The 20,792-nt window shown below is 43.1% G+C and carries 16 protein-coding genes; 14 read left to right on the forward strand and 2 right to left on the reverse strand.

Annotation, left to right across the window (positions count from 1 at the left end; genetic code table 11):
* Positions 1-7: 7 nt before the first annotated feature.
* The gene (locus VPNCDNU1_RS02605; RefSeq protein ID WP_104398909.1) at positions 8-4,402 is read right to left on the reverse strand and encodes an ATP-binding protein; all 4,395 of its coding nucleotides are present in this window, start codon (positions 4,400-4,402) and stop codon (positions 8-10) included.
* Positions 4,403-4,835: 433 nt separating this feature from the next.
* Here VPNCDNU1_RS02605 and VPNCDNU1_RS02610 point away from each other — a divergent pair, with 433 nt between their 5' ends.
* The 9 genes from VPNCDNU1_RS02610 (at position 4,836) to VPNCDNU1_RS02650 (ending at position 14,385) form a co-directional block, all read left to right on the forward strand.
* Positions 4,836-5,015 carry a hypothetical protein gene (locus tag VPNCDNU1_RS02610; RefSeq protein ID WP_104398910.1) on the forward strand — a complete coding sequence of 60 codons (180 nt, stop codon included), beginning with the start codon at positions 4,836-4,838 and terminating at the stop codon, positions 5,013-5,015.
* 312 nt (positions 5,016-5,327) lie between these two features.
* Positions 5,328-5,924, forward strand: a complete 597-nt coding sequence (locus VPNCDNU1_RS02615) for a GTP cyclohydrolase II (RefSeq protein ID WP_104398911.1) — start codon at positions 5,328-5,330, stop codon at positions 5,922-5,924.
* Between the two features lie 164 nt (positions 5,925-6,088).
* Positions 6,089-7,348: an imelysin family protein gene (locus VPNCDNU1_RS02620; protein WP_104398912.1), complete on the forward strand. Its 1,260-nt coding sequence runs from the start codon at positions 6,089-6,091 to the stop codon at positions 7,346-7,348.
* A gap of 330 nt (positions 7,349-7,678) precedes the next feature.
* A complete protein-coding gene (locus VPNCDNU1_RS02625) occupies positions 7,679-9,064 on the forward strand; it encodes a di-heme oxidoreductase family protein (RefSeq protein ID WP_104398913.1) in 1,386 nt (461 codons plus the stop codon).
* 12 nt (positions 9,065-9,076) lie between these two features.
* On the forward strand, positions 9,077-10,162 hold the full coding sequence (locus VPNCDNU1_RS02630) for an imelysin family protein (protein WP_104398914.1): 1,086 nt from the start codon (positions 9,077-9,079) through the stop codon (positions 10,160-10,162).
* Positions 10,152-11,270, forward strand: coding sequence for a DUF1513 domain-containing protein (locus VPNCDNU1_RS02635; protein ID WP_104398915.1), 1,119 nt, complete (start codon positions 10,152-10,154; stop codon positions 11,268-11,270). The genes VPNCDNU1_RS02630 and VPNCDNU1_RS02635 overlap by 11 nt, the downstream gene beginning before the upstream one ends.
* Positions 11,271-11,378: 108 nt before the next feature.
* Positions 11,379-12,980 (forward strand): L,D-transpeptidase family protein, encoded by a 1,602-nt coding sequence (locus VPNCDNU1_RS02640; protein WP_167404704.1) that lies wholly within the window; start codon positions 11,379-11,381, stop codon positions 12,978-12,980.
* A 111-nt stretch (positions 12,981-13,091) separates the two neighbouring features.
* Positions 13,092-13,643: a DUF882 domain-containing protein gene (locus VPNCDNU1_RS02645; protein WP_104398917.1), complete on the forward strand. Its 552-nt coding sequence runs from the start codon at positions 13,092-13,094 to the stop codon at positions 13,641-13,643.
* Between the two features lie 88 nt (positions 13,644-13,731).
* On the forward strand, positions 13,732-14,385 hold the full coding sequence (locus VPNCDNU1_RS02650) for an MBL fold metallo-hydrolase (RefSeq protein ID WP_104398918.1): 654 nt from the start codon (positions 13,732-13,734) through the stop codon (positions 14,383-14,385).
* Between the two features lie 12 nt (positions 14,386-14,397).
* Here VPNCDNU1_RS02650 and VPNCDNU1_RS02655 read toward each other — a convergent pair whose 3' ends face one another.
* Entirely contained in the window at positions 14,398-15,072 is a 675-nt protein-coding gene (locus VPNCDNU1_RS02655; RefSeq protein ID WP_104398919.1) for a DUF2982 domain-containing protein, read from the reverse strand.
* Positions 15,073-15,269: 197 nt separating this feature from the next.
* Here VPNCDNU1_RS02655 and VPNCDNU1_RS02660 point away from each other — a divergent pair, with 197 nt between their 5' ends.
* The 5 genes from VPNCDNU1_RS02660 to VPNCDNU1_RS02680 all read left to right on the forward strand — a co-directional run bounded on the left by VPNCDNU1_RS02660 (position 15,270) and on the right by VPNCDNU1_RS02680 (position 20,787).
* A complete protein-coding gene (locus VPNCDNU1_RS02660) occupies positions 15,270-15,638 on the forward strand; it encodes a MarR family transcriptional regulator (protein ID WP_101114666.1) in 369 nt (122 codons plus the stop codon).
* Between the two features lie 522 nt (positions 15,639-16,160).
* Positions 16,161-17,258, forward strand: a complete 1,098-nt coding sequence (locus tag VPNCDNU1_RS02665; protein ID WP_104398920.1) for a TRAP transporter substrate-binding protein — start codon at positions 16,161-16,163, stop codon at positions 17,256-17,258.
* A gap of 221 nt (positions 17,259-17,479) precedes the next feature.
* On the forward strand, positions 17,480-18,004 hold the full coding sequence (locus VPNCDNU1_RS02670; protein ID WP_101114668.1) for a TRAP transporter small permease subunit: 525 nt from the start codon (positions 17,480-17,482) through the stop codon (positions 18,002-18,004).
* Between the two features lie 15 nt (positions 18,005-18,019).
* Complete coding sequence (locus VPNCDNU1_RS02675) at positions 18,020-19,303, forward strand: TRAP transporter large permease (protein WP_104398921.1); 1,284 nt, start codon at positions 18,020-18,022, stop codon at positions 19,301-19,303.
* A gap of 128 nt (positions 19,304-19,431) precedes the next feature.
* Entirely contained in the window at positions 19,432-20,787 is a 1,356-nt protein-coding gene (locus VPNCDNU1_RS02680) for a cache domain-containing protein (protein ID WP_104398922.1), read from the forward strand.
* Positions 20,788-20,792: the final 5 nt, after the last annotated feature.

The following is a 20,792-nucleotide window of genomic DNA, read 5'->3' on the forward strand; positions in this document are numbered from 1 at the left end:
GGAGCTTTTATGAGTACTCAAATTGGTTAAGAGCGTTTGTAATGGCGATAACCTCTGTCTGCAGCATGTTGTATTTTTGGCTATCTTCGTGTGTGGCGGCATGTTCGAAATCGGCTAGCACATTAGATAGTGCATGACACTCCAGCATTCTTGCTGCGCCTTTCATTCTATGAGTCACTTGCTTTATTTCGTTGTGATTGTGGTTTTCCATTGCGGAGCTGAGCTCTAACAAATCCTTGTTTTGGCTATCGATGAACTCTTTAACGATTTGCTTGGCAATACCCATGTCACCAAATATGTCGCAAACTTTCGTAATATCGATAAGAGGCGCTGTGAGTTGAGTTTTTGGTTCGGATGTTTCTGTGCTCGGAAATGCGTCACTTGAGATTGCTTCTTCATCAGAGAAATCTAAGAATCCAAAGTCCAATTCTGCGTTCTCTGACTCCTCCTGTGGTGATTCTTTAAGAGGTAATTCAGCAGGCAGCAAGCGAGCAATAGCTTCATCCATGATGGGCATTTTGGTCGGCTTAGAGAGGAAATCGTCCATTCCAAGGTCAAGACACTTTTCTCGCTCTCCCTGAATCGCGTTAGCTGTGAGAGCGATAATAGGTGTACGTTTTTGCTGGCTATGAGATTCCAATTGTCTAATGGCATTGGTGAGGGCGTATCCGTCCATTTCAGGCATGTGACAATCTGTGATGATAAGACCGTAGTTGTTTTGCTGGAATGCACTAAGCGCTTCTTTACCATCAACAAAAATATCCGCGTGATACCCTAACTGCTTTAGCTGGCTAGCAATAACTTGACGATTTATTGGGTGATCTTCGGCTACGAGTATCAACCGGTTTGAATCAATAGCCTCTTCTCGTGTTTGCTTGGAGGTGCACCTAAGAGCATCGTGAACCACTTCATTAACTTCGTTGCGAATAGGCTGAGAGTTGATGCAATATTTGAGCTGAGAAGGGATGATTGGGTTTGAAGACAACAGCCAATGATCGTCTTTTGGGGTCGGTGAAAGCATGCCTTTCTCAGACAGGACCAAGCATTGAACAGAGCCGTGGTTCACCTTCCACCAATCAGCAGTCAGATCCAGGCGAGCATAATCCATTTCCGAAATGAACAGGAATTCGCACTGATGTTTACTGATTAAAAAATCTAATTTTTCTTTGCTTTCCGTTTCTCCAAAATCGGTTGATATCCCCCAATCTTGCAAGTATGCGCAAAGCACCTTTGATTGAAAGAAATCATTAATAATGAGCCCTTGTAGCGGCGCTTTATCCAAGTGCTCGGCTGTTTGAATGACTTCCACGGGCAGAATGATTTTGAATTGAGAGCCGTTGCTAACTTTACTACTTACTGCAATGTCGCCGCCCATTTGATTGATAAGCTGCTTACTGATGGTTAAACCAAGACCGGAGCCTCCAAATTTCCGTGTTGTACCTTCATCAGCTTGGACAAATGGTTGAAACAAGCCTTTGAGGTTTTCTTTTTCAATGCCTATTCCGCTGTCCGTCACTTTTATCATGAACGATTGCTGATGAGCGGTTTCTTCGATCAGGCTAACGGATAAGTTAATCGTTCCGTGTTCGGTGAATTTTACAGCGTTATTGAGTAAGTTATTGAGCACCTGCCCTAAGCGAACTTCATCAATATTAACGGTGTGAGCAAGTTCTGGATCCAGCCACAAACCAAACTTGAGTCCTTTGGCGTGAGCATGTCTCGCTTGAAGTTGAGTAATCCGAATTATTAATGTTTCGAATACGCAGGGTTGAGGGCTTAACGTCAGCTTGCCCGCCTCAATTTTGGAGAAATCCAAAATGTCGTTCACGATGTGCAATAAGTTATTGGCTGATTGCGAAAGGCTACCGTGAATTTTTTCTACTTCTTCGGCAACAGGGTATTGTTCGCAAAGCTCCAATAGGCTCACAATTCCACCAATTGGGGTGCGGATTTCATGGCTCATGTTCGCTAAGAAGCGGGATTTGGCTTCGGTGGCTGAAATGGCTTTTTGCCTTGCTTCTCGTAATTCTTTTTGTTGTTGTTTGAGTTCGGTTATATCGGTTAGAACCGTATTCCAAATGTAGCTTTCATCAGTTTCAGTAATCTTGCTTTGGATGTGGAGCCATTTCTCTTTGTTATCGATAAGTAATCCGACATCCTGCGACATATAGCCTTCATCAATGGCTTGGCGTACCTTGTGAATCAATTCCCTTTTGTCCTTTTGCCTCATTGGACTAAAGAAGGTTCGAGGGGAGTTCATAAGCTGGTCAGGCTCAATACCAATCAATTCGCAAATACCAGCACTCACAAATGTAAAGTGGATAGCATGAAGGTAATTCTTACTTTGTGTGTGTTGCAGTACGGCACCAATCACGTTGTCTGCAAGCTTTTGAACCCTTTGTTCGGCATCACGCGCCCGCTTTCTTGTTAGGTGCAGTTCGGTAATGTCATCGAGTATGGTTACAGTGCCATCAATCTGATGATCTGGGGTGACATAGGGGCATTTCCAGTAGGCGTAGTATTTTTCGACACCATCAATAACCACTTCATTTTCTAGCCGAGGCAGAGAATAGCCACTCAAAATTAAGTTATCTTCGTCTTTATTGTTCACAAGAGACTCGGTTAAATAATTGAGGTACTTAAGATCGCTCGCGGACTTATTGGTGCTTTGGATAATGCCATTTGCGTCGCGAACAACGATAGGGAAGGGAATAGCATCTAATAATGAGCGCTCGTAGTTGACGCGTTTTTGCAGTTCTTCCTCTGCTCTCTTTCTGTGGAAGACTTCTTTCTTTAGTTTCCAATTCCAGGCGATAAATAGCAAAATAATAAAGCCAGCAATACCAGCAACGGTGAGAAATCCATAAACGACATCTTTACTGTTGATTCCAGTTTCGTAGTTCGCATTACGCCACTTTTTATGGATGTCTTGAATTCGCTGTGGAGGAATGGCGTTCAACGCTTTGTTGATAATGTTAATTAAGAGCTGCTGGTTTTTTTCAACTGAAAATGAAATGGGTACTTCAGCGTTTTTGTTCATCAGGCTAACGACTCGTAGCTGACCAGCATACTTGGATTGAAGTTTTGGGGAGGCAATGAAGAGAGACATCATTGCTTTATCGACCTCTTTATTATCAAGAGCTTCGAGAAGTTGATCGCTGTTGTCGTAAAGAGCGACTTTGCATGCGGCGCAATAATCTCGGATTTTGTCTATCCCCACAGTGTCTTTTACAGTACCGATAGTTGCGTTATCTAAGTCTGAAAAAATCAGGTCACTTCTGTAGTTTTCACTTCGACCAATGAGCACCCATGGCTCGCGCATATAGGGGGGTGAAAATAAATGATCGGCGTATTTGGCTTGTTCTGAAGAACTGGCAGCGTGGATAAGGGGCAACGTGTTGGAATGATGATAATCGTTTGAGTCGTTTTTGACGGATTCGAGACTTAAGTATTCTAATTTTAACCCTGTGAGTCGCGATATTTCTTGCAAGATCTCCGCTGAGATACCTTGATGACCATCGTTTGAATTAAAGAAATCGACAGGAGGCGTATTGCCTTTTGTGATGACTAATAATTGTGGGTTGTTACTTAACCATTTTTGCTCCGCTTCCGTGAGTGCGAGTGTGTCATTTTTCACCAGTAAGAAACGTTCTTGTGTTTCATCTAGCCAATCTTTTAGAACACTGGAATAGCGTGCACTTCGTTTGAAGTTTGCAATGGCATTATTGAAATTATCAATCAGCTGGCTGTTGCCATTTCTCGCCGCCAGATAATGACTTTGAACTGGGAGATCGTCGAACAAGGAAATCGACAAAAAGTCAGCGTAGGGACTCGATTGGAGTTGTTGGTACAGCATAAGACCATCACCTACCGTCGCGTAGGACACTTCCATTGCCACATTAAAAATGGCATCAGATACAGTTTCGGATCTTATAAATTTCGCATTTGGGTATAACCCCTTAAGAAAGGCTTCCTCGTTAATATAAGATAAAGTGTGTGTATTTAACTCATGATGATACCCAATTTGTTCACGTGCTAACCCAATTTGTCTAGAAGATACTATGGGGTTTGAATACGAAAGCGACGTATCCTTGTAGTTTGTCCCCTGAGTTGTTATTGCATCGATGTGTTTGTTAACAAGCGCTTGTTGGAGTGCTTCCGAGGATTCGTATGCTATGAATTCTACGTTTCCAAGCATGTAGTCTTGGAATTCATGGATGATACTTGGCAAAAGACCTGTGATATTGCCATTTTGAACCAGCGAATAAGGAGAAAGATCATCACTGAGAAAACCAATATGAACGGTTTTTGTGTTTTTGTCTTCACCTGTTAGCTCTGCTTGTATGGTAAAGCTTACTGCAAACAAACAAATCATCGAGAGAACTTGGGTAATTGCTTTCATTTTAAAACTCAGTCATCGCAAGTTGTCAGATTTTAAGAAAAATGAAACAAGTTCGATATTTACCATGTTAAACAATGGAGTAGCTTTGTTTAATGCTGGGAGGAAATAATGGGAAATGCCGTGATAGTTGGCGAGCTGTTTAATGAGATAAGATCTAGATTTGATTTTTTAACTAAAAGCTCATTAAGGGGAGATGCATCTGGCGATGTTTTAAGGCGTTATCTTTGTTTGACTCTTTATGTTAATTAAAGAGCTCATAAAGTTTTGAGTTGTCTCAATTTTTAGTAAATGGCTCACAGTATCAAAATGGTTTTGTGACATTAAGCCAGAAAAACTTCTAAACGTTCCTTGTACTGTATAGCAAATGTTACTATTATTCTTATAAATTATTGTAGTTATATAGAAAAACGTTTCGCAATAAAGGTGATGTTTCGTGGAACCAACTATCTCCAATTTACGGCAAATTTTTCAAAATAAGGTCCATTCCGCTTCTGGCGTGCAATCTTCCGTTTCCGGTTCTGCGTCTACCTTATCTGTTCTAACAAAAGAAGAGCTTTCAGAGCTTGAAAACCTCTGGGTCCAGCTTATTCTTTGGCAGAAAAAACAACATTAGATGGCTTAATCTCGATCTAATGCAATTTCACCCACCCATCGCTGGTGGTTTTTTGTGAAGAACATAAATTCATTCTCTTCTAAGCCCGCAACTGTTGCGGGCTTTTTCATTTTATTCGTGTTTCATTCGAAGGAGGTTTTGTGATTATTGGTAATTGTTATAATATAACAATTCATAATCGGGGAGATAGGGAGTGATCGGTTGATTATCATATCTCGTATCCCCATCTAGTAGTCAGAATGCCTCTGTCATACAATATAGAGAGCGAATATAAGAATGTGCAGAGCACATTCATCATAAATGGGAAGAGTTATGGCGGAAGTACGAGCCAGAGTAGAGTTAAAAGTTGGTTCTAAAAGTCACATTGATGCAGAATTATTGTCTTTTCACGGATTAGAAACAGATAAAGAACATGTCGCGATTGTTTTTAAATCAGCAGATCAGGATAGCAAAGCACCACTGGTTAGGATGCACTCTGAGTGTCTAACTGGAGATGTTTTTCACTCGTCACGTTGTGACTGTGGAGAACAGCTAGATGAAACCATTGAAAAAATGGGTGAGCTAGGCGGCATCATTCTTTATTTGCGTCAAGAGGGGCGTGGCATTGGCTTGTACAACAAAATTGATGCTTATCGTTTACAAAGTGAAGGTATGAACACGTATGAAGCAAACAATCATTTAGGTTTTGGTGATGATCTTCGAGATTTCACAGAAGCCGCTCAAATGCTTGATGCATTAGACGTTAAAAAGATTCGCCTGATCACCAATAATCCTAAGAAGATAAAAGAGCTGCAAGATCATGATATCGAGATAGAGGAAGTGGTAAACACTCATGCTCATATCAAACATGGAAACGAGAGCTATTTGAAAGCAAAAGTCTCGCATGGTAAGCACTTACTTGATTTGTGATAGATCTATTATTTGTTTGAAATAAACCCCACAGATGTGGGGTTTTTTCGTTTTTGTCGCTTGAAATTAAAGTGTAAGTTTGTATGATCGAAATCTAGGTGCAAATGATAATAATTAGCACTACAAATTACATATAACAATTTTGCTCAACAAGGACGATTTCCATGATTTCAAAACGACTCATTGCTCGTGCCATTACTGCTTCACTTCTTGTGACCAGTGGTGCGTCAATTGCGGCTGTAACTAAAGGCCAAGTAGTAGAGCATTACGCAGACCTCGCTCACGCTGTATTTTCTGATGCGACCATCACTGCAAAGAACCTCGATCAATCCATTGACCAATTCCTAGCAAACCCTTCTAAAACCTCTTTGGAATCTGTACGTCAAGCTTGGGTAAATTCTCGTGTACCTTATCAACAAACAGAAGTTTTCCGATTCGGAAATGCTGTCGTTGATGACTGGGAAGGTCAGTTGAATGCATGGCCATTAGATGAAGGTTTGATCGACTACGTTACAAGTGATTACCAATATGAATTAGGTAACGAAGGTGCGCAGGCTAACATCGTTGCCAACACTAAAATTCAAGTGGGTTCTCAGGTCGTCGATGCAAGCGAGATTACGCCTCAACTGATTGCCGATCTTAATGAGATTGGTGGATCTGAAGCGAACGTTGCATCTGGATATCACGCGATTGAGTTTTTGCTTTGGGGTCAGGATCTAAACGGTACTAACTCTGGTGCTGGTGAACGCTCATACACAGATTTTGTTGACGGTTCCGGCTGTACTAATGGTAACTGTGATCGCCGCCGCGACTACTTGAAAGCTGCTTCTCAGCTTCTTATCCAAGATCTTGAGTGGATGGAAAAGCAGTGGGCTCCAAATCAATCAGACAACTACCGCAAAGAACTGCTAGCAGGTTCAGCAGACAACGGTTTGCGCAAAATGCTATTCGGCATGGGTTCACTTTCTCTTGGTGAGCTTGCAGGTGAGCGTATGAAAGTCGCACTGGAAGCAAACTCGACAGAAGACGAGCACGATTGTTTCTCTGATAACACTCATAACTCTCACTACTACAACGAACAAGGTATCTACAACGTTTTCACTGGCTTGTACAAGCGTGAAAATGGTCAGCTTGTTTCGGGTCCTAGTATTTATGACTTAGTTGCTCAAAAAGACAAACAAGCAGCGAAAGAGATCCAGAAGCAATTTGATATGGCGCGTGCACAAGTCGGTCAACTGGTGGTTTCTGCAGAGAAGAACAACCAACACTTTGATCAGCTGATTGCGTCTAATAACGCAAAAGGTAACGCGTTGGTTAACGACACCATCATGTCTCTAGTGACGCAGACAGGTTCTATTGAGCGTGCTGCTAACATTATTGGCATTGATAGCCTTAACCCAGATACTGCTGACCACGAGTTTTAATCGCATAAAAATATATACCCAAGTAACCGCAAGATACTTGGTTCAGCGAGAATGAATTGGTTTTCAGGCAAGACACCGATATGAAGATTTAGTCACTCTAAATCAAAAATCGGTAACGTAGCATGAAAGCCAATTCAACTCGCCCTTGGGAGCCCATATTCTGCTCCATTTCTTCGTCAAAGAACTTGGAAAGGACGGGTCATTCCACTGCGTCCTTTTCCTTAAACTGAAACAGAATATGAGGCTCTGAACACTGTATCTTGAGGACACTTGGGTATAATAATATCCAAGGGCTCTTTATGAGCCCTTTTTACACTTGAGAAGCCAAGAATGAAGCAGTTTCTAATTCCTACCATTGTTTCAAGCCTAATCGCAACGAGCGTCTATGCATACGATACCAAGTCGGGTGGTAACACCAGTGTGAAGAAAGATGGCTCGAATGCCTTTTCTTTACCTGCCAACAACCTACCCATGACATCGCGTCTAGATTTCAGTGTCGGTAACAGCTTTTTCCGTAACCCATGGGTTCAAGCGCCAGCTTCAACAGATGCTAGAGATGGTTTAGGACCCTTATTTAATACCAATGGCTGTCAAAACTGCCACATTAAAGATGGACGTGGCCACCCGCCAGAGCCTGGGGAAGCCAATGCTGTTTCCATGTTAGTTCGGCTAAGTATTCCGGCGATGACTCCAGAACAAAAACAACAGTTCATACGCGATGGTATTGTTCCCGAACCCACATACGGCGGGCAGTTACAAGATTTTGGTCTTCCTGACGCCAAGCCAGAAGGGAAAATCAAACTTACCTACAGTGATGTAGAAGTGGCGTTTTCCGATGGTGAAAAAGTGGTATTAAGAAAACCCAATCTAAGTATCACAAATCTGAATTATGGCCCAATGCACCCAGATACACAGCTTTCTGCCCGAATTGCGCCTCCAATGATTGGTCTAGGGCTTTTAGAGGCGATTCCGGAAGAGACTATCCAAGCGATGGCTGATCCTGAAGACAAAAACAAAGATGGAATTTCAGGGAAAGCAAACCGCGTATGGGACGTCGCGGCAAACGATTATGCATTGGGTCGATTTGGCTGGAAAGCGGGTCAACCTAATCTTATGCAGCAGAATGCGGCCGCTTTTAACGGCGACTTAGGTTTAACGAGCGCGCTATTCCCAAATGAAAATTGCACCAGTGCACAGTCTATTTGTGCTGACTTACCTCATGGTGGAAAACCAGAAGTGAGTGAGAAGATCCTTAACTTCGTCGAATTTTATTCTCAACACTTAGCTGTACCGATTCGCAGAAATGTAAAAGACCCCCAAGTCGTATTAGGTCAGGCAAAATTCGTTGAAGCGGGATGCCAATCTTGCCATGCTGTAAACATTAAAACGGCTAAAAATGATCGCCTGCCTGCATTATCAGAACAGACCATTCATCCTTATACTGATATGTTATTGCATGACATGGGCGAAGGGCTTGCAGATAACAGACCAGAGTATCTTGCAAATGGTCGAGAATGGAAAACACCGCCACTTTGGGGTATTGGCTATACACAAGAAGTGAATAAGCATACGAATTTCTTACATGATGGTCGCGCCAGAAATGTTATGGAGGCCGTGCTTTGGCATGGTGGAGAAGCAAAACCAGCGCAAGAGAAAGTACTAAACATGTCGAAAAAAGAGCGTGAAGCTTTGGTCGCGTTCCTTAACTCACTGTAATTGAGGCGAAACATGAAAAAAACATTGAGTTTATGTCTACTCGCTTTGGCGGGGTGTCAGTCCAATGATGCTGAGAGCCCTCAAGCGGTTATGGTTCAGAGCGGTGATAACGGCTCTGTCGTTGCGTATGACCCAGCAACAAAAGATTACGCGGGTAGCCATGCTAGTGAAGCCGTTTATGAAGTTGAAAAAGAAGCAGCGTTTTTACTGCTTGCTGAAAGTAAACTTCAAGCACTCAGTTGGCAACAATACTGTCTTTCTCAGGATTTGAGCGAGGACGCGCTTAAGTATGTTTGGCATAGCACCATGATCAGCTGGATGGCATTGCAAGGACAAGAACGAGGCCCTGAAGATGCATTAAATGAAAGTTGGAATATGCAGTTTTGGCCAGATAAAAAGAACACGACGGGCAGAAAAATGTCTGCAATAGTGAAGTCAAACCAAGTCTGGACCGCTGAAGAAATCTCTACAAAAAGCGTGACTGTTCAAGGTTTAGGAGCCATTGAGTGGTTGCTATATGATTCGGCATCACCAATTTCAACGGATAAATCTAAGACTTGTCAGAGTGGTTTGGCGATCAGTGAAAACATTGCTAACCGAGCCCAAGTGATTGCGCAGGCATGGGAAGAAAACCCGTGGCGATCATTGGATAGCAACAAGTGGAACTCTGAATACCTCAGCCTACTGTCGAACCAGTTGGAATATAGCTTGAAAAAAATGAGCAGACCGCTTGCTAAGATTGGCAATCCTCGGCCGTACTTTTCGGAATCTTGGCGCTCACAAACGTCGCTTTCAAACCTAAAAGCAAACGTAAAGGCTCTACAGTCTCTGTACTTGGCACATGGGTATGGTCTCGACAAACAACTGAGACAACGTGGAAGAGAGGCACTGGCAAATGCCATTGTTGAGCAGTTTGAACTCACTCTTGATACATGGCCGGAGGATGCAAGCCTATTTGCACAACTAAAGTCGAAAGAAGGCTATCAAAGCACGTTGGCGCAATACAATAAATTGGATCATTTGAAATATCTGATCCATGAAGAGGTCGCGATTGAATTGGGTGTAGTAGTAGGGTTTAACGCAACTGATGGTGACTGATCACACACGTAGAAGGCTGCTCAAAGCAGCCTTATTTGGTGCTTCTGCACCATTTTTAACGGTCGCTTGCTCATCAAGAGGGCAAACGCACTACTCTTCATCTGCCCTGAATTCGCCTGCATTGATAGGGTGCTCCATTCTAAACCGCGACAAATACTTTGCTACGGTTGCAGATATAGAAGGTAGCCCAATCCATCAAATTCCTCTTCCAGCAAGAGGTCATGGTGTGGCAATCCACAAAAATGGATCACTGGCAGTGGTCTTTGGTCGAAGGCCGGGCGCTTTCTTCCAGCCTTTTGATTTTCGCACCGGTGACATGCTGCCGATTGTAGCAGCGAAACCTGAGCGTCATTTTTATGGGCACGGCGTGTTTTCTCCTGATGGGCAATTACTGTATGCCACGGAAGGGGAAAAAGGCTCAAGTCGAGGGATCATTGGCGTTTATGACGTTGCTAGAAATTTCGAAAAAGTTTCAGAATTTACTGGGTTCGGGTTAGGGCCTCACGAAATCATCATGTTACCTAGCGGCAATTTAGCGGTAGGAGTCGGTGGGGTTCACACCAACGGGCGAACACCGTTAAATCTCGAAACAATGTTGCCATCTCTCACCTATATAAGCGCTGAAGGCAAAATAGTAGAGCAAGTGTCGCTTCCAGATAACAAGTTGAGTATTCGCCATTTGGCTTATGGAATTGACGATTCCACTCATACTCAAGGTCTCGTATTTTGTGGGCAACAGTATCGTGGCTCACCAGATGATTATCCAGCTCTGCTCGCTGCACACCGATTAGGGCAACCTATGGTTCAATTTAACGCAGAACCTGAGCAGTGGGCGCGCTTTAATCACTATATCGCAAGCATCGCAGTTGCGGGTGACTGGGTACTAGCCACGTCTCCAAGAGGGAATTGCTATGGAATATGGCGCATATCAACTGGAGAATTATTGGAAATTGAATCACTTCCTGATGCTTCGGGGGTTGTTGTTAATAACAATTCTTTCAAAATAAGCTCAGGTGCAGGAAAGGTGATTTCGCGACCAGTTCAAGGTGATGAAAAAAAATATTCATCCGGTATTCATTGGGATAACCACTGGTCGGCGATAATCTAAAAACTGATACAAGTTTTTACAGTATTTTTTGCCATACTTTAGGAACACATATATTAGAAACTAAAGTAAGTGAGGCTGGCTATGGGATTGAAGAAGTGCTTTTTTTTCATGCTTATAGCTATGTTTCCGTACTTTTCGTCAGCGAACAATTACTACGCTGCAACATGGGTAAACAGCTCAACCCCAATAGGGGTGGCTTTGTCGCATCAAGATGCCATCACTTCGCTTTACCACGAATATCAATACCAACCTATTTGGTTTCAATACGATGCGATTGTTGCATTTGAATCTCAGCTAGAAAACCTAGCACTGTCGGACGTAAGTGAGCTTTTTTATAAAAGGTTGATGGCACTTAAAGAAGCTCGTTATCACAATCGCTGGCAAGAGTTTGATGTTCTGGCGACAGACACTCTTTTGAATTACATCAGCTATACAGAGCTGGCTCAATCTATGGGGAAGGGGTGGTTTTTTGGAGGAAGAGTGCCTGCAACCCTGCCTCCTCCTTCTGAAATCAGCTTGAATGCGTTTCGTGTGGCGTTATCTCAGGATAAGTTGGTTGAGTTTATTTCAGCTCTGGCACCGCAATCCCCCCTATATTCCAACTATCAGTTTGCGATTCGTGAGCTCAAGCCATGGCTTAACACCTATTTGAGCGATTACACCCAAAAGAGACGATATGCTCGTCTTGGCGATAAGCTTTCACATAAACGTGTATTGCTTAATCGCCTTGAGGTGTTGAGGTACGACGTATCATCAGTAGATCTTTCAACCCAAAACAACGCAGATAAACGATACGATGCCAACCTTGAAGTGTTGATCAAACAGTTTCAAATGCAGCATGGTCTGGAGCCTGATGGCATTATTGGTCCTAAAACGATCAAATGGATTAACGTGTCAATTGAGGAGCGCCTTCGACTCATCGCGTTGAATGCGCAGCGGTTGCGTATCTGGCCTCTTCAAAGAGATCGCATTGTGCTAGTTAACGTTCCTCAATACTCCATGTCGTACTGGTTAGATGGGAAAGAAACCTTTTCTTCCGATGTGATCGTCGGTCGGCCTTCTAGGAAGACGCCTTTAATCGACACCAGAATGGATTCAGTGATTGTGAATCCGAGTTGGAATGTGCCTCGTAAAATCATGGAGAAAGACATATTACCCAAGGTCATCAAAGAGGAATCGTATTTGACCAGCCATAATTACGAGATTGTAGAAAGCTGGCACAATCGGACGTTGATCGACCCAAAAGAGATTGATTGGGCGAGCATAGACCCTAAGCGTTTCCCCCATCGTATGCGTCAAACCTCTGGACCATTTAATGCGCTAGGGAAATACAAATTCAACACGCCAAATAAGAACGCGATCTTCTTGCATGATACACCGGCTAAGTCACTGTTTGCTCAATCTCGGAGGGCATTCAGTTCCGGATGTATTCGTATCGAGTCTGCAGAGGGTTTTGCGCATCTTTTGTTAAACACCCATTCTAAAATGCGCCCCAGTCATCATGAAAGAATAAGCCGAGAAGAAACGGTTGCAGTTGCATTAAAAGAGAGGATTCCCGTGTCCATCATCTACCAAACAGTCTGGACAGAAAACGGGCAAGTACAATACCGCAGTGACGTTTACAAATACGATCAATTGAGTCGCAGTTCAAACTTTGACGCGAAACTTACAAATTTGATCAATTTAAATAAAAATCTTTTTGCTCAATAACTAACCACTACTATTAGGCCAAGCCGTCAATAATTTGAGCTGCTGGCTAATTGACGGTTATATCAATTGTGGTTACTGTCGCGACTTTGCAAACCGCGCTAGACCATTGAGATGACAACACGAGAACTCACTCGCAGAGATTTTTTACGCAGTACCGTTTTAGTTGGTGCTATGGCGACTCTTCCTTTTACTCCTTCAGCACTTGCTACATATGCAAATCAGCCGCGAACATTGTTGCTTAATAATCTACACACGGGTGAATTGCTTGAATCTTGTTATTTTGATGGCAAACAGTATGTGTCTGATGAGATGGCCCTTATAAACCGTTTGTGCCGTGATCATCGTCGAAATGAAGTACATGCAATGGATAGAGCTTTATTCGATCAGATAAATGCTATTCAAAGCATCATTGGCAGCGAAGCGGAAGTTCAAATCATTTCTGGTTATCGATCGCCAACAACGAATGAAGCGTTACGTAAGAAGTCCAAAGCGGTGGCTAAAAAAAGTTATCACATGCAAGGAAGAGCGATCGATTTTAGATTAGATGGCGTTCGGCTGTCCGAAGTTAAAAAAGCGGCACTTTCCTTAAAAGCAGGTGGAGTGGGGTATTACCCTAAAAGTAATTTTATCCATATTGATACTGGTCCCGTTCGGGCTTGGTAGCCTTCTTTTCAGCCCGTCTCTTTGCTTGTAAAAATTTAAGGTAAATGTCATAGTTCTTGGCAGTTTAAGTCTATACAAGGTAAGGAAAATGAGCCTTCAATATAGAGTGGTGCCTGTCACTTCTTTCCAACAAAATTGTTCCATTGTCTGGTGCGATGTAACCATGGAAGCCATTGTGGTTGATCCTGGGGGCGACGTGCCAAAACTGGAAGCGACAATCAGGGAGTTGGGCGTTAAAGTCGTAAAGATAGTTCTCACTCATGGTCATTTAGATCACGTTGGCGGCACTGAAGAGCTAGCGCAGTCCCATAAGGTTGACATCATTGGACCACATAAAGCCGATAACTTCTGGTTACAAGGGCTAGAAGGGCAAAGCCAAATGTTTGGGTTTCCTCTAACGGAAGCATTTGAACCGACTGAATGGCTAGATGAAGGTGACATTGTCACTTTTGGTGAGGAGAAGCTCGATGTCTTCCATACTCCTGGCCACACTCCGGGACACGTTATTCTCCATAGCTACGCATCAGAGACGGCATTTGTCGGCGACGTGCTGTTTAATGGTGGTGTAGGCAGAACGGATTTCCCTCAAGGTGATTTCAATACTCTCATACGTTCAGTTAAAGAAAAGCTATGGCCGTTAGGCAATGACGTGAAATTTGTCCCGGGTCATGGTCCTGAATCAACATTTGGTCGTGAAAGAGCAACTAACCCGTTCGTAGCAGATGAAATGCCGCTCTATTAAGAGTGATGATACTTACACGCTTTCCTTGTCGGCTGCTGCTAGATATCGTCTAACTAAGCCGACAAATTCATCGCCACTTCTATCTAAATCCGACGTAGAAATAAAAATATCGTATCCAAAGTTTTCTCGTTGATACGCCATTCTATTTGCCAGCATGGCTTGTAACCCTTTGTACTTAAAGCCACTGGGAGTGACAAAATGCTTAGAATCCAGTACTACATCTTCGAAGGGTGTGTTCTCTTTTCCTGATTGCTTCATTCCTAAATAAAGCAAAGACCGTTGCTCCAAAAGCAGCTGTGTGCTGATTCTTGGGCATATGTTATCGAGATAGGGTTCGTAGTCCTTTAACTTGATACCAATCCAAGGAATAGGTTGGTGCCACCCCTCTTTTTCGTAGGTGCAAATACCGATCTGATTAATGTTGTTCCATTTGACTACCCAGCCCCCTTTAAACATGTGTTGTTGAAAATGGGTCGCGGTTAGGGTGAAAGAGACTTTACTCTTTTCAATAAGAAAGTGAGTGACAGCAAAAAAGGTTAGAAGACCAAAAAGTGACAGTAACGCTTGTGGAATACCCGGTGACAGTATGAGCAGAAAAAAAGCAATCAGTGTTGCTAGTGCCATCACTACTTTTCCAGTAGAAGAGTAGTAACTGAACGGTATGTTGGTTAGGTGCACGGTATTCATAATGTTGCTCTATTCAATCCCTTTGAGTGGTAGCTCCGGCTTCAGGTTCTGCTTAAATAATAGCCTTTCGGCGGGTCTTCCCCCATTTTTACGTTGAAAGTTCCCGATAGGCTACAAATTAGTGTCAGATTTTGGTATAAATCGCGCTTCAAATTTTTCACCACTGCGCGGTATAGCAGTGAAATGGAGAAAACCCAATGAGACTCGCTCACAAACGTAAAGTGCAGGCTAAGCTGCAAAAACGCATCAAAGCGACTTTAAATGTGGCTAAAGCAGCTCCTGAAGTAAAGAAGCCTGCTGCTAAGAAAGCCGTTGAAGCAAAAGTGGAAAAGCCAGCTGTAAAAGCGCAATCCACAGTTAGCTTAACGCCAAAACAACAGAGTGTTTTGGATATCGTTGCAAAGAACCCAGAAGGCATTAATCCTAAAGGGATTGGCCTAGAAGCTGGTCAAGAAGACGCGAAAGCGGCATCTTGGGCAACAGGTGCTCTAAAAAAACTTCTAGAAGAAAGCCTAGTAGTGAAAGAGCAATTGGCAGGCAATAAAGTTGTTTACAAGCCAGTATAAATAACCTCATTTCTGGATATACACTCAGTTTCGATTTAACGCCATAAATTACGCTGTTTCTTATCCAAAGCAGAGACTATTTAGCGAATTATTTCGTGATGAAGCCCCAGTTTTGGGGCTTTTTGCTTTCCTTGTTTTAAATAATTTAACGTGAAAAACGCGACAGTTCGTACGTACATTTCTTAAATGCATTAAATCCTACCTTATTCAATCTATTGAAATAAAAAGTTTAATAATTGCAGTTATCTATCAGATTACGTATATCTACGTAAGACTAAAGTTCTATATGCTCTCAGTGTAAATAATTACGTCCGTGCTCACCCCAATAGGTTAATGGGTTGTAATAGGGCATTGTTGTGTAATCCAAGTGAGATCCGGAAAGGTTCTAGCCTAACTTCTTAACGTTTTTGGTGAAGAGAAGGTATGGGTAACAAGAACATCTGGATGTAGAGGTCACTTGGGTATATTCGCAACACCATTCAGGGATGGTTTGTGAGCAAACACAACATAGGACGTGAAACAATGAGTCTCTTAAAAAAATCAATTCAACGCACTCTAAAAGGCACTTTAATCGCTGCTGCGGCATGTGCTGCAATGGTGACAGCTTCCGCAAGCGCGGCGGACAAAGTGTATCGACTAAAACTGGCTGAAACTTGGGGACCAAACTTCCCAGTATTCGGTGATGCGACTAAGAACATGGCGAAGATGGCCGAAGAAATGTCTAACGGTCGTCTACAGATTCGTATTGACTCCGCGAACAAGCACAAAGCGCCACTTGGTGTTTTCGATATGGTGAAATCGGGTCAATATGATATGGGTCACTCTGGCTCGTACTATTGGAAAGGCAAAGTGCCTAATACACTCTATTTTACGTCTATGCCTTTCGGTATGACACCAGCAGAGCAGTATGCTTGGTTCTACCATGGTGGCGGTATGGAGTTGATGGATAAGGTGTACTCACCGCACAACTTGATGTCTTTCCCTGGTGGTAACACAGATATTCAGATGGGTGGTTGGTTCCAAAAAGAGATCAACTCTGTTGATGACTTAAAAGGTCTGAAAATGCGTATCCCAGGTTTTGCTGGAGAAATCCTTGCAGAACTAGGAGCGAAGCCTACAAACATTGCGCCAGGTGAACTGTATACCTCATTAGAGCGCCGCACCATTGATGCGTTGGAGTGGGTTGGTCCATCGTTAGATTTACGAATGGGTTTCCACAAAATTGCACCTTACTACTACACAGGTTGGCATGAGCCAGGTTCAGAGCTTCAATTCCTTGTGAACAAGCGTACTTGGAAACGTCTACCAGATGACTTGAAAGCTATCCTTCAAGTGGCAATGAAAACAGCGGCGTACGATATGTACACGCAAGCAACTCATGAAAGTGGTAAAAACTGGTCAACAATCAAGTCTGAATATCCAAACGTTCAGGTGAAAGATTTCCCTGCATCCGTAATGAGTGCATTGCGTGAAGCGAATGATCGTTTGTTAGCGAAACACGCTGAAAGTGATGATCTAGCAAAAGAGATTCAAAAATCTCAAGCGGATTACTTGAAGCAAGTTCGCTCATGGACTGACATTTCACACCGTGCTTACTTGAACAGTCAGGCACAACAATAATTCGGTCATTAGACCCTAAAGATAAGTAGGTCAAAGAACCTGCTGCTGGGTGAGTCATCACCCAGCTTATACTCAGCCTTTTTAGCTAAAATGCTTTAGTGATTTGAGTACATAAGCCCAAGAAACATCAGGGTCTACTTCGATTCTACGCCCCCCTTAGATTGTCGACGTAGTACTTAGTCAGACTCTGACCTCTCGTTTGTCTTTCCAAGGAGTATGGAATGAGAAGCCTCATTTACATGGAACGATTCTTTAACCGTATCAGCGATGTGCTGGGTTGGATCTCCAGTATATTATTTCTATTGCTGCTGCTTAATGTCGTTTACGACGTTGTAATGCGGTATGCCTTTAACGATGTATCCATTGCCTTCCAAGAGATGGAATGGCATTTGTTTTCTGCTGTTTTCTTGCTGGGTGTACCTTATGCACTCAAAGCGGGTGGGCATGTTCGTGTCGATATTTTTTACGAGCGCCTTTCTTACCGAGCAAAAGCGATCATCGATATTTTGGGCACCCTATTTTTCCTATTTCCGTTTTGTCTTCTTGTTGCGTGGTATGGCATTGACTTTGCCAAAGAATCTTATGCTCTAGGAGAGACATCAGGCGATCCCGGCGGATTGCCGTATCGATGGATCATTAAAGCTGTGATCCCAGTTTCATTCTTTTTCATGGCGGTGAGTGGCATTGGTTTACTGCTTAACTCATTGAACAAGATTTTTAACCCAAGCCCAGCTCATACCAGATAACAAGGAAGTACTTTTATGATTGGAATTGTCATGTTTCTGGTTGCGCTGGTGGCTTTGCTATTAGGGTTTCCTGTCGCGTTTACCTTTGGTGGTATTGCTCTGCTCTTTGGCGTGTGGGCTGAAGGCGCAGAAATGTTTGCCTTTATGCCGTATCGCATAGAATCCATTATGCAGAACACGGTTTTGATGGCAGTACCGCTGTTCATCTTCATGGGGCTTGTTCTGCAAAAAACCAAATTGGCTGAGCAGCTACTTGAAGCCATGGGGCGCCTCTTTGGTACCGTACGCGGTGGTATTGCGATATCGACAGTGTTAGTCGGTGCGTTGCTTGCAGCCTCTACCGGTGTGGTTGGTGCTTCTGTTGTGGCGATGGGGCTTATCTCTTTGCCTGTCATGCTTAAATATAAGTATGACAAGGGCTTAGCTTGCGGAACCATTTGTGCTTCGGGCACGTTAGGTCAAATTATCCCACCTTCTATCGTATTGATTCTTCTTGGTGATGTATTAGGGGTTCCAGTAGGGGATTTATTCCAAGCTGCTGTGATTCCTGGCTTAGTACTGGTGGGTGCGTATATTGTTTACATCTTAATTTACGCAAAAATGAACCCAGATGCGACCCAGCCTATTGATCGTGATGAATCTGTTTCTCGCCGTGAAGAAGTGATAGAAGCGCTAAAAGCCGTTGTTCCTCCTTTGGCTCTTATCGTTGTTGTTCTAGGTTCGATTTTCGCTGGTGTGGCTACGCCTACAGAATCCGCGGCGCTTGGTGGTGCTGGTGCAATAGTTTTGGCACTTTTATATCGTCAATTCAGCTGGAGCATGGTGTACGAAGCTTCGAAAGAAACCGTTAAAGTTACGGCAATGGTTTTCGCTATCTTACTCGGTGCGACGGCGTTTTCTATGGCGTTTACTTATACAGGTGGTGATTACCTAGTTGAAGAGTGGATGTTGCAAATTCCAGGTGAAAAATGGGGCTTCTTAATCATTACCATGTTGGTGATTCTGATTTTGGGCTTCTTCATCGATTTTGTAGAGATTTGTTTCATCATTGTTCCTATATTGGCGCCAGTTGCTGAGCTCATGGGGATCAACATGGTTTGGTTTGCTATTTTGATAGCGATGAACCTACAAACCTCTTTCCTAACCCCGCCGTTTGGCTTTAGCCTATTCTATTTGAAAGGTGTTGCTCCGAAAGGTGTCACAACGAGAGATATATACCGCGGTGTGATGCCTTTTATCGCCATTCAAGTTGCGGTTCTAGGCTCAATCCTAGCTTTCCCTTCTTTCTACGGAATGTGATCTCACGATTGTTGCTATCGCGTGTTTCATTGAAAGAATGGGACTTAATGCCTGCCTCTGATACAGTCAGAGGCAGGTTAAACGTTATCCCCAAATAGTTTCAACGCTTGGGTGAAAGAGGGAATGGAATGCCTCTTAGAGCCAAACTGATATTGCTCACTCTATTACCACTAATCTTGGTCACAGCTAGTATTAGTTGGATCTCGATACATCAAACAAAAGCTTTGGGTTTGAAAGAGGTAGAAACACTCCGCACAAGCCTTATCCGTTCTCGTGAGAACGCTCTTAAAGACAAACTCGACCTAGCGTTTGATGCTATTCATCATGTATACACCGACGAATCTTTAGACGATAACGATGCCAAAGAGCAGGTAAAAAAAATCCTAACCAGACTAAGATACGGTTCGGATGGGTATTTTTTTGCATACGATAAAGAAGGCGTCAATTTAGTTCATCCGATCCTTCCTGAATTGATCGGTCAAAACCTAATAGATATGCAAGATGAAAATGGCAATTTGCTGATTGTGTCTTTGATTGATCAAGCTCGAAACGGAGGCGGGTTCGCAAACTACTTATGGCAGAAACCGTCTACCAATGAAATTGTCCCTAAACTGAGTTACGCCGCTTGGCTGTCGAAGTGGGAATGGATGGTGGGCACAGGGTTATATATTGAGGATATCCATTTGGAAGTTGCTCAAATGGAAGCCTCTATAAATGAAAATATAGAAGCAACGTTTATTAGTACCATTTCTATCTTGAGTGTCACAGTAGCCGTGATTGTTGTGCTGACGCTTGCGGTAAATTGGCATGAGCACCGTATAGCGGATAAAAACTTAAAAGAGCTGGCGCATAAAACCGTTATGTTTCAAGAGGACGAAAAAAAGCACCTAGCAAGAGAGCTTCATGATGGTATTAACCAACTCTTGGTGTCTTGTAAGTGTCATCTAGAGTTGTTAGCGCACAAATTAAAACAAAAAGTCCCTGATATTGATGATAAAACTCTGGCACACTTAGAAAAATCACAGCTCTCGATGGTCACTGCCATTAATGAAGTTCGCCGTATATCTCATAACCTGCGCCCGAGTTCTCTGGATGATATAGGGTTGCAAGCGGCTCTGGTCACTTTGCTTCAGGATTTTAAAGATCATTCTGAGATTCAGGTGGAATACAATATCGACAATTCGCTGTCGAGAATGAACTCTGAAGTAACGACGACCTTGTACCGTGTTGTGCAAGAATCACTTATGAATATTGAGAAACATTCGTTTGCCACTAAAGTTGAAGTGATTGTTCACCAAATTGGCGACCAAATTCAGCTAATGATACGTGACGATGGACGCGGTTTTTCGGTGAGCGATACGATGAGAGCTAAAGGGATAGGGCTCCGAAATATGCGGGAAAGGGTTGAGTTTATTGGTGGAGATTTTGAGCTCTTTAGCGAACCCAATTACGGTACAGAAATTACGGTGTTGGTTTTGATTTAAGTACT

Source organism: Vibrio penaeicida (assembly GCF_002933855.1).
GTDB lineage: Bacteria > Pseudomonadota > Gammaproteobacteria > Enterobacterales > Vibrionaceae > Vibrio > Vibrio penaeicida_A.

Excerpts from the sequence above, each read along its gene's own strand:
- VPNCDNU1_RS02680 (WP_104398922.1), top strand. The coding sequence starts at position 19,432 with ATGCCTCTTAGAGCCAAACTGATATTGCTCACTCTATTACCACTAATC.
- VPNCDNU1_RS02605 (WP_104398909.1), bottom strand. The coding sequence starts at position 4,402 with ATGAAAGCAATTACCCAAGTTCTCTCGATGATTTGTTTGTTTGCAGTA.
- VPNCDNU1_RS02675 (WP_104398921.1), top strand. The coding sequence starts at position 18,020 with ATGATTGGAATTGTCATGTTTCTGGTTGCGCTGGTGGCTTTGCTATTA.
- VPNCDNU1_RS02665 (WP_104398920.1), top strand. The coding sequence starts at position 16,161 with ATGAGTCTCTTAAAAAAATCAATTCAACGCACTCTAAAAGGCACTTTA.
- VPNCDNU1_RS02670 (WP_101114668.1), top strand. The coding sequence starts at position 17,480 with ATGAGAAGCCTCATTTACATGGAACGATTCTTTAACCGTATCAGCGAT.
- VPNCDNU1_RS02640 (WP_167404704.1), top strand. The coding sequence starts at position 11,379 with ATGCTTATAGCTATGTTTCCGTACTTTTCGTCAGCGAACAATTACTAC.
- VPNCDNU1_RS02615 (WP_104398911.1), top strand. The coding sequence starts at position 5,328 with ATGGCGGAAGTACGAGCCAGAGTAGAGTTAAAAGTTGGTTCTAAAAGT.
- VPNCDNU1_RS02635 (WP_104398915.1), top strand. The coding sequence starts at position 10,152 with ATGGTGACTGATCACACACGTAGAAGGCTGCTCAAAGCAGCCTTATTT.
- VPNCDNU1_RS02625 (WP_104398913.1), top strand. The coding sequence starts at position 7,679 with ATGAAGCAGTTTCTAATTCCTACCATTGTTTCAAGCCTAATCGCAACG.
- VPNCDNU1_RS02660 (WP_101114666.1), top strand. The coding sequence starts at position 15,270 with ATGAGACTCGCTCACAAACGTAAAGTGCAGGCTAAGCTGCAAAAACGC.
- VPNCDNU1_RS02650 (WP_104398918.1), top strand. The coding sequence starts at position 13,732 with ATGAGCCTTCAATATAGAGTGGTGCCTGTCACTTCTTTCCAACAAAAT.
- VPNCDNU1_RS02620 (WP_104398912.1), top strand. The coding sequence starts at position 6,089 with ATGATTTCAAAACGACTCATTGCTCGTGCCATTACTGCTTCACTTCTT.
- VPNCDNU1_RS02630 (WP_104398914.1), top strand. The coding sequence starts at position 9,077 with ATGAAAAAAACATTGAGTTTATGTCTACTCGCTTTGGCGGGGTGTCAG.
- VPNCDNU1_RS02655 (WP_104398919.1), bottom strand. The coding sequence starts at position 15,072 with ATGAATACCGTGCACCTAACCAACATACCGTTCAGTTACTACTCTTCT.
- VPNCDNU1_RS02645 (WP_104398917.1), top strand. The coding sequence starts at position 13,092 with ATGACAACACGAGAACTCACTCGCAGAGATTTTTTACGCAGTACCGTT.